Annotated in this window: 7 protein-coding genes and 1 pseudogene; all 8 read left to right on the top strand. The window is 58.0% G+C overall.

Going from position 1 to position 9,707, the window contains the following annotated elements:
- Positions 1 to 687 (top strand): 3-hydroxyacyl-CoA dehydrogenase family protein (locus WCA53_RS31275; RefSeq protein ID WP_423920718.1); only part of this gene is annotated, 687 nt, incomplete at its 5' end.
- Positions 684 to 1,870: pseudogene (locus tag WCA53_RS31280) on the top strand (acetyl-CoA C-acyltransferase). The gene WCA53_RS31275 and the pseudogene WCA53_RS31280, both read left to right, overlap by 4 nt.
- On the top strand, positions 1,867 to 2,640 hold the full coding sequence (locus WCA53_RS31285) for an SDR family NAD(P)-dependent oxidoreductase (RefSeq protein ID WP_423920721.1): 774 nt from the start codon (positions 1,867 to 1,869) through the stop codon (positions 2,638 to 2,640). Before WCA53_RS31280 ends, WCA53_RS31285 begins: the two are co-directional and overlap by 4 nt.
- Before the next feature lie 19 nt (positions 2,641 to 2,659).
- Positions 2,660 to 4,276 carry a long-chain-fatty-acid--CoA ligase gene (locus WCA53_RS31290; RefSeq protein WP_423920726.1) on the top strand — a complete coding sequence of 539 codons (1,617 nt, stop codon included), beginning with the start codon at positions 2,660 to 2,662 and terminating at the stop codon, positions 4,274 to 4,276.
- 152 nt (positions 4,277 to 4,428) lie between these two features.
- Positions 4,429 to 5,676: an MFS transporter gene (locus WCA53_RS31295; RefSeq protein WP_423920731.1), complete on the top strand. Its 1,248-nt coding sequence runs from the start codon at positions 4,429 to 4,431 to the stop codon at positions 5,674 to 5,676.
- Between the two features lie 246 nt (positions 5,677 to 5,922).
- The gene (locus WCA53_RS31300) at positions 5,923 to 6,531 is read left to right on the top strand and encodes a TetR/AcrR family transcriptional regulator (protein WP_423920735.1); all 609 of its coding nucleotides are present in this window, start codon (positions 5,923 to 5,925) and stop codon (positions 6,529 to 6,531) included.
- Positions 6,532 to 7,538: 1,007 nt separating this feature from the next.
- The gene (locus WCA53_RS31305; protein ID WP_423920741.1) at positions 7,539 to 8,378 is read left to right on the top strand and encodes an SDR family NAD(P)-dependent oxidoreductase; all 840 of its coding nucleotides are present in this window, start codon (positions 7,539 to 7,541) and stop codon (positions 8,376 to 8,378) included.
- 196 nt (positions 8,379 to 8,574) lie between these two features.
- Complete coding sequence (locus WCA53_RS31310; protein ID WP_423920738.1) at positions 8,575 to 9,363, top strand: SDR family NAD(P)-dependent oxidoreductase; 789 nt, start codon at positions 8,575 to 8,577, stop codon at positions 9,361 to 9,363.
- Positions 9,364 to 9,707: the final 344 nt, after the last annotated feature.

Raw genomic sequence — 9,707 nt, forward strand, 5'->3', positions numbered from 1 at the left:
TTTGTAGGCAACCGGATGCTGGAGTCCTATCTTCGCGAAACCGAGGCTTTGTTACTGGAGGGCGCTTCACCGTCGCAGATCGATCGCGCGGTGGAGCAGTTTGGTATGGCGATGGGTCCCTGCCGGATGATGGATCTGGCAGGCGTGGATGTGGTCGCGAAGGTGGTTTCTGAACGTGCGCGCAATGGCGATCTTCCGGCGGATCCGGACTACCGCATCGTTACCCGCCATCTCGCCGAACTCGGGCGATTTGGGCAGAAGTCGGGCGAGGGGTTCTATCGCTATGACGGTCGCACATTCGTCGACGATATTGATGCGCGTTCACTCGTGCAGAGCCTGGCTCGGCGGCGCGGAATTCTGCCGCGCGACGCGATTGAGGACGCGGAGATCGTCGAGCGGTGCATCCTTCCCCTGATAAATGAAGGGTTTCAGATTCTGTACGAAGGTGTCGCCTCCAGGGCGTCTGATATCGACGTGGTCTGGCTTTCGGGCTATGGCTTTCCGGAGAAGAATGGTGGCCCGATGTACTACGCGGACAGAATCCTCGGGCGCGCCCGGCTGATGGAGCGACTCCAGCACTATGCCGCGTCCAGCGGCAATCAGTGGGGATATTGGACACCGACTGACGCGCTGACGGTGAGCAGAACAGAGATTGATGGTGAAACCGTCGTCGCGGAGGAAAGATGAGGCAGGCTGTGATTGTTTCGACGGCGCGCACGCCAATTACGAAAGCATTCAAGGGTGGCTTTAACGCCATGCACTCACCTACGCTAGCCGGGCACGCGCTGCGGGCGGCGTGTGAGCGCGCGAAACTCGATCCCCTCGAAATCGAAGACGTTGTCCTGGGAACGGTCCTGAGCAGCGGGACAGCGGGCATGAACCTGGCCCGCCATGCCACGTTCGCGGCGGGGTTCGGGTTTTCAACCCCGGCGCAGACCATGGATCGCCAATGTGCCTCGGGGTTGATGGCCATCGCCACGGCGGCCAAGCAGATCACGGTTGACGGCATGGACATCGTAATGGCCGGTGGCCAGGAAAATATCTCCGCTGAGCAGGCGACCTATTTCCAGGCGGTATCGGATCGCGCTGATCCGGCAGTGATACATCAGGTGCCCCACGCCTATATGCCAATGCTTCATACCGCGGAGTATGTCGCGCGGAAATACGGCATTAACCGGGAAGCGCAGGATGCTTTTGCTTTCCTCTCCCAGGAGCGCGCGGCCAATGCCCAGCGTGACGGGCGTTTCGAAGCTGAAATTGTGCCGGTGACTACGCACATGCGCGTGACCGAGAAGGAATCCCGGCAAACGTACGAGCGTGAAGTGACCGTTTCCCGCGACGAGGGGCCGCGAGCCGCGACAACGCTGGAGGGGCTGGCAAGACTGGCGCCGGTCGTCGAGGGGGCACGGTTACCGCCGGAAATGCAAGTCAGTTGTCGGATGGTGCATCCGCATGTGTGTTGATGGAATCGTCGACTGCCGACCGGCGCGGACTGACACCTCTCGGCATTTACAAGGGTATGGCGGTTGCGGGACTTGCGCCCGAGGAGATGGGAATCGGCCCGGTAATCGCCATTCCCAAGCTGCTGAAGAATCACGGTCTGTCTATCGACGACATTGGTCTGTGGGAACTGAACGAGGCATTTGCTTGCCAGGCGCTCTTTTGCCGGGACCGGCTGGGTATCGATCCGGAAAAGCTGAACATCAACGGGGGCGCCATCGCACTCGGGCATCCCTACGGCATGACGGGCGCCCGCCTGGTGGGCCATGCGCTGCTGGAGGGGCGCCGTCTTGGCGTGCGGTATGTCGTGGTCACGATGTGCGTGGGAGGCGGTATGGGCGCAGCAGGGTTGTTTGAGGTGGTGCAATGAGCTACGCGTCTATCTTCAGCTTGAGTGGCAAGGCGGCGCTGGTGACTGGGGCGTCGAGTGGAATAGGCCTTCATATGGCCAGGACACTGGCCGGAGCCGGTGCCAGGGTTGTCCTCTGCGCACGTCGGTCGGACCGTATCGAGCAGGCCGCCGCGGACTTGCGCGAGCAGGGTTACGAGGCATACGCGGTTCCATTGGACGTGACTCAGCCATCGACATTCGACAGCGTCTGGGCTCTCGCGGAGGAGAAGGTCGGTCAGTCGATTGATATTCTCTTCAACAACGCAGGCATCCTCTATACCGAGCGATTTATCGATCAGACAGCGGAACAGGTCAGCGCTGTATTCGACACCGATCTGAAGGGCGCTTTCCTGCTTGCTCAGGTAGCCGCGCGGGCGATGATCCGTTCAGGCGGTGGTTCGATTATCAATGTGGCATCGACCGCCGGACTCCGCGCTGGCGGTTCACTCTCGAGCTATGGGGCAGCGAAAGCGGGGCTGATTCATCTAACTCGAGTGATGGCACTGGAACTCGCATCGAAGAATATTCGGGTGAATGCCATTTGCCCGGGGAATTTCGAAACCGACATGCACACGTCCTTTGAAGAGAAGGGCTTCGCGGAGTCTATCCGGCAGCGCATTCCAATGAAGAAGTTTGGCCAGCCCGCTCAACTGGACGGTGGCGTGCTGCTGCTTGCCTCCGAGGCAGGCAGTTATATTACTGGCGCCTGTTTGCCGGTCGACGGTGGCCAGGTACTTTCCTGGATGTGATGCGAAGAAGAGATGATCGATGACTGACAAGCTTTCGGCACGCTGCGGCCTTACTATCGGATCGATTCTCGCCAGTGGCGTTCGCGCGGGCAGGAACAACTCGATCGTGACCACCGATGGGGCGCGGATGAGTTACAGCGCACTGCAGGAGCGAATCGCCAAGCTAGGAAAGACCCTGTTTGATTCTGGCGTTCGCACAGGTACTCGTGTGGCGGTTCTCGATCGAGACTCGCATCGTTACCTTGAGGCCTATTTTGCCGTCCCGATGCTCGGCGCGACGTTGATGACGGCGAACATCCGGCTCTCACCGGCGCAATTGCGTTATACCCTGGAACACAGCGAATCGGCTGTGGTGATCGCGGCAGCCGAGTTCTTGCCGCTGCTTGAGCAGGCACTTGAAGGTAGCGCGTTAAAGCCGCGGCTGATTGTGTGCGCCGACGGTAGTCCGCATACTATTCCAGCTAGCGTGGCCTACCTCGGCGACTATGAAGCCTTGCTCGGCGCTGCAGGTGAGTTTGAGTTTCCGCAGGTCGACGAAGAAGCTATTGCAACTCACTTCTACACAACGGGTACGACGGGCCTGCCCAAGGGCGTGTGCTACACGCACCGCCAACTGGTTGAGCATACGTTGGCAGTGGGGTTGGCACTTGCTTCCGCGGACGATTACCAAAGCCTGCGGGTCGGCGATGTTTACCTTCCGCTCACCCCCATGTTCCACGTGCATGCCTGGGGCATGCCATACCTCGCGACGCTTCTTGGTCTGAAGCAGGTTTATCCGGGGCGCTTCGATCCAAAGACCATTCCGGCGCTGATTGTTCGGGAGGGGATAACGTATTCCCATTGTGTCCCGACCATTCTCCAGATGATCCTGGACGAAGCGCGCCAGCAAGGGATGACGTTCTCAGGCTGGAAGGTCATGGTCGGCGGATCGGCGATGGTTCCCGCCCTCGCATCTCGCGCGTTGCAGGCTGGCATTCGGGTTTTCGCCGGCTACGGGATGTCGGAGACTTGTCCAGTGGTGTGTTTCGCACGCGCGGACGCAGCACTTGCGGCGCAGAGCCCCGCTGATTTGTGCCGGGTGGGACAACCGGTGCCGTTGGTGGATCTCCGTCTCTGGGGCGACGATGTCGAAGACGGTGAACTTGTTGCGCGTGCACCGTGGCTGACACGTGCGTATGTCAAGGACGAACACGGCACGGAACGTCTCTGGGAAGGGGGATACCTGCACACCGGAGATGTTGCGCGAATCGACGATGACGGCGCAGTCAGAATCGTCGATCGTTTGAAAGACGTGATCAAGTCCGGTGGAGAATGGATATCGTCACTGGAACTCGAGCGGCTCCTGCGGGAACACGGATCTGTGGAGGAGGCCGCTGTGATAGGCGTGCCAGACGATAGATGGGGAGAATGCCCGAGAGCATTTGTCAAGCTCAGCGCGGAACGTGCGATAGCGGATGACACAGTGGTCGGAGAGTTGACTGGACTGCTGCTCGAGAAGGTTCGTATTGGCACGATACCGAGATTTGCGATTCCGAAATCATTCGTCATAGTCGAAGACATTCCCAAGACCAGTGTTGGAAAAATCGACAAAAAGCGCCTTCGTACGTGGGAAGACGTGCCGGACGAACAGCGCTGACGAGGAAAGTCGCCTGGCTGCATTAAGGCGGCTGCTTCATCTTGAGATATTCAGAAATATAAAAATCCGCACGACTGAAAAAATAAGCTCGCTGTGAAATGAAGTGAGCAGATCTACTGCTTTTCCGGCAGAGAACGCATAGGAGAGAGACGATGTCAACGAAGTTTGATGAAGCGTCACCGAACCGGTGGCACGTTCTTGTTGCGTGTTTTATGGCATACGCCTTCGACGCAATGGATTTCATGCTATTGGCGCTGGCACTGCCAGCGATCATTGCGGAATTCCACCTGTCGCTGGCGATGGCGGGTCTTATCGGTACGGCGACGCTTGTCGGAGTCGGATTCAGCAGCGTGCTGATTGGGTGGTACGCGGATAACTACGGGCGCAAACGGGCGCTGGTAGGAAGCTTGATGATATTCGGGCTGTTCACGGCGGCAATTGGTTTTGCGCAGGACTGGACGCATCTCCTGCTTTTGCGCTTCCTTGCGGGACTCGGTCTCGGCGGAGTATGGGGCGTGGCTGCTGCGTTCATTCGCGAGGTGTTCCCTGCGCGTCACCGAGGCCGGGCGGCAGCTTTTGTCCTCGGGTCCTGGCCAATCGGATTCGGATTTGCGGCGTTCCTCGCCCGGTTTGTCCTGCCTACTTATGGTTGGCGTGCTCTCTTTTTTTGTGGAATCGGTGCGATCGTCGCCGCTATCTACGCGCTGGTCTTTGTACGCGAATCGGCTGCATGGATTGCAGATCGCGAATCGACACCCGACGTGAAGCGTTCGGTGTCCGTGCGTGAACTTTTTTCGGATGAACTCCGCCTCACGACCATTCTCGGGACACTGGCTGCCACCTTTGCGCTGGTCGGCTACTGGGGGGCCAATACGTGGATACCGACCTATCTGGTCAAGGAACGAGGGCTCGGTACGGCCAGTATGACAACCTTCGTGATCCTGCTCAACGTTGGAATGTTTGTTGGCTATCAGCTTTTCGGTTGGCTTGGAGATCGCATCGGCCGCGAACGAGCGCTCATTCTGTCATTCATCGGTGCTGTGATTGCACTACCCCTTTACGCCGTGACGCGAAACGACACGTTGCTACTTTGGATGGGCCCGGTGACGGCGCTGTTTTTCTCGTTTACCGGGATTTTCGGCGCCTACTTCGCCGAGCTGTATCCCGCACGCGTTCGCAGCCTCGGAGCCGGTTTCTGCTTCAATGTTGGGCGTGGACTGTCAGCCTTCGCGCCGTTCGTGCTGGGCGCGATTGCGGCGAGAAGCAGTATGAGTACTAGCATCGCACTTTGCGGCGCAGGGTTCGGGCTTGCCGCGATTTTCACGGCGGCGTTGGCCCGCGTTCGGCGCCGGGAGGCGCCGTTTGGCCGGCCGTCCGCAGTTCAGCTCACGCGGGAATGACGATCAGAGCGGTTCCCACTATTCGTCCTCATTTGGCATCCGTACTGGACGTGAGCGTATCGCTCCGGATAATGATTCGTGCAATAATCAACTGTACAGATGTCCAATGTTAGCAGGGGAATCCTCTTGAAAATGAAGACGTCCACAGTTTCGAGCGCCCCTGAGAAGCGTAGCAGGGTTGCGGCGAGTTTACCGGGTGTCGTCAGGCCCGGAGCACGCAAGGCCGGAGACGCGACTCGGGAAAAGATGTTGGACGCAGCCGAGAACCTCTTCGCCAGGCATGGCTTTCATGGCACTTCGATGCGAGATGTTGCCGAGGCGTCGGATGCTCGCATCGCGCTCGTTACGTACCATTTCGGGACGAAGGATCTTCTATTTGACAAGATGATAGAGCGCCGCGCGTCCGTCATGGCGCATCATCGTATTCAGGCGCTCGATCTCGCAAGACAGCGGGCCCAGGATGGACCTATTCCGCTGAAGGACCTTGTGGAAGGTTACGTATGGCCCTTTGTCGAACGCAGCACGAATGGTGGGCACGGCTGGAAGAGCTACTCGTTGGTCGTAGCGCGGCTTGCTAATTCGCCAGACTGGGCGAAGGTTATCAGCAAGCATTTCGATGCTGTTGCTCGACAGTATCTGGCCGAGTTTCGCAAGACGTTGCCTGAGGTTTCGGAGGAGGATGTCCACCACGGCTTCAGCTTCATGGTGGGGGCTATGGTTGCCCTGATCGCGGAACCAGGGCGCGTCGAGACGTTGTCGACCGGGCGTGTGGGATCCTCGGATCTGCGGCGGGTGTACGAACGACTTGTGCCGTTTCTGGTTGGTGGGTTCTGCAGCCTTATTGATTCCACGTAGGCCCGCTTTTGAACCGCGCCCGGACCGGATGCTGCCGTAGTAGCCAACGATGAGCATGTGGGCCATCAGCTTGAAATCGATTGATGGATGGTCGGTGTTATTGTCCCGCGATCTCCCGACAGTGGACTAAGTCGTTCCCGCGGTGTGCACCAGCGCCCGCAGTATCCAGCAACCGTGCTGGTACAGCGGTATGCGATCAACCGCCGTCACTCACGGCCTAGGCTGGGCCTTGTCTCTCCTTGATACGCTGGAGCGCTTTGTGGTCAGCCGCAATGGCTGGCTCCGATCGAAAAGCAGGTTTTCCGAGCGGCGATCCAAGTTACTCGCGGACAGAAGTTTTTAGCCTGCAGTATGCAAGCCGCGTAAGTCATGAGCCGAGGCATCGTATGCGATGACCTGGCCGGCTCTCAAAGGAAGCACCCCAGGCCTTCCCCTGTTCCCGTCCGCTAAACCCAGGCGCCAAACCCAGGCGAACCTATGGGCCTACTCTCGAAATGCGTGAGGATGTGCCTGATAGTCACCTACCAGCGCCGTGCCAATGTGTTTCCCGGCTTGCCATCTCGGACAGCCTGTCGGCAAGCGTCGCCGGACCTCCGAAAACAACCTTGATATCCCGGCATGTGTTGGCGTGGCACATGCGTTGTTCCGTCGAGCACATCGGGGTCGCGATGCCGGCCGCGTCCCTTGAACGAATGACCCAAAGGTCAGCGAAAAGCTCTTGGATGGAACCCGCATCGCCGGTGTCTGGAACGCCGTTCTATAAACAGTACATATGATCAAGAATTCTTAGCTACAAGCGCGGGACTATTCTAAAACTACGATAAATTTCGGCCATTTGTAGCGTTTACGCTTATTTTTTAGTTGGTCAACCGGACAGATAATTATTTTTAGCTTCTCGATGATGAGCGGCAATCCTACAGAGGCTGTGGCCTGGCGGCCGCAGTATGAAGGGCATTAGAAAGCCGAGAAAGTTCGACGTACGTAGAGTTTTTTTTGGAGGATACACAATGACACACACCATAGATCCAGCAGCGGTTTATACGAATCCGTCGAAGCGTCTTCAGGGTAAGGTCGCTGTCGTGACAGGTTCCAGTTCCGGTCACGGCCGGGCGATTGCGCTCGCCCTTGCTGCGGAGGGCGCGAAGCTGGTCTGCTCCGACCTGCAAAAAGCAGCATCCCAGCGCGGCTATGAGTCCGATCTCAAAGATGATACCGACGACCTTATCAAGAAGCACGGTGGCGAGGCTGTATTCGTAAAGGCAGACGTATCGAAGGTCGGGGAACTCGACAATGTCGCTACGATTGCTGCCGAGACGTTCGGTAGGCTGGATATTTGGGTGAACAATGCCGGCATCTTCGGCGGTCTTGCCTCGATTGCCGATGAGCAGCCCGAGACGTTCAACAGGACGATTAATGTCAATCTGTTTGGCGTATGGCTTGGTTGCCGGGCAGCCATCCGCACGATGCAGAAGAACGCTCGCGCGGGGCGGTCAAAGGGCAAGATCATCAATATCGGCTCAATTGCCGGGACGGTGGGGCAGGCCAATATCATTGCGTATTCTGCGGCGAAGGGCGGCGTTCACAACCTGACGCGAGCTCTCGCGATTGAGGCAGCCAAGGACTACATCAACGTCAACGCCATCGCGCCGGGCTATTTCCCGACGGCTATGACGCGCGAATTTTTTGATGATGCGACTTCGCTGGCTGCAGTGCAAGCTTCACATCCCTGGCCAGAGATTGGTCAACCTGCTGATATCGCTAGCGCCGTGGCGTTCCTGGCGTCGCCAGGAGCAGACTGGATTACTGGAGCGATTCTGCCGGTCGACGGCGGTTTTGCTGCGCAGTAGCGAATAGCTGTGCATGAGCTACTCCGCATGATAGTGGGGTAGCGTGACACTCGAGTTTGCGGAACTTGTCGGGGCGGTGAGGTGGCGACATAAAGCTTCGTTACTCTTTACCGAGGACGTCTGATTGTGAAATGCGAGGCACCGGTTCCGCGCAGAGTTTCATGGTCATATTTTTAAGTTAATTCTGGAGAGAAGAATGTCGATCGTACGCAATCAATACAGTGAACTGAAGGTCATTGTCACGGGCGTGGTGGGCGGTATTGGTAGTGCGGTAGTGAAACATCTTGCAGAAGGTGGAGCGGGCGTCGCAATCGTCGATCGGGATGGTGCGGCCGTGGACAAGCTCGCCTCTAGTATTGCAAAGGCCACCGGTTCCAAGGTCATCGGACTTGTGGCCGACGTTACTGTTGCCGCCGATGTCGAGCGTTACACGCAGGAAGCGGTGAAACATCTCGGGGGGCTAACCGGGGTCTATAACAATGCCGGTGCTAACGGTGCCATTGCCGAAGTCACCGAGTATCCCGACGACGTTTTCGACCAGTTGATTGCCGTTAACCAGCGCGGTGTGTATCTGGGCATCAAGTATGCCGCGCGGGAACTGAAGAAGTTCGGCGGTGGCGCGATTGTCAACACTTCCTCGGTCGCCGGTCTGGTCGCTTTCAGTAACATGATTGGGTATGTCGCATCGAAGCATGCGGTGGTCGGCTTGACCCGTGCCGCAGCCTTTGAGCTCGGAAAGTACAACATCCGTGTCAACGCGGTGTGTCCGGCGCCGATCGATACTCAACTGATGCGCGACGTGGAGATTGGTTTCAGCAAGGAAGATCCGGATGCTGCCCGTCGGCTCTTTAGTGCAGCGATTCCGCTGGGCCGATATGGCACGACCGACGAGGTCGCGGATCTGGTCTGTTTCCTGTTGTCGGACAATGCTCGCTTCATTTCCGGCGCAGCAATCCCTGTGGATGGAGCATCGGTCGTCGACTGACGCCGCAGTTCCGACCCGTCAGGTTTGTGCTAAATGGTCTGCCGTGAACGGTTCCGTTCTTTGTCGGAGCCGGTTTTTTATGGCGCTACGACGCACGGAATGACACCATCGGTTTCCGCATGCAGGCATCCTCCGCTTAGGCAGGGGATGCTTATCCGGGCGAGAAGTCGTGAAGCCTGTTGTTCACCCTAAAGGGCCGACATTGTGAATTGGGCACCGTTCGATCAAAGTTGAATCGTCATTCAAGATGCCTTCGCTGCCGCTCTCTGACTGCAAATGGAGTCGCATCCAGCATCTCTTTCCAGAATTTGGTGGCCAATCGCGGTCGACCCCGGCGCAAAGAC

It is taken from the genome of Caballeronia sp. (genome assembly GCF_049581465.1).
In the GTDB taxonomy this organism is placed as follows: Bacteria; Pseudomonadota; Gammaproteobacteria; order Burkholderiales; family Burkholderiaceae; genus Caballeronia.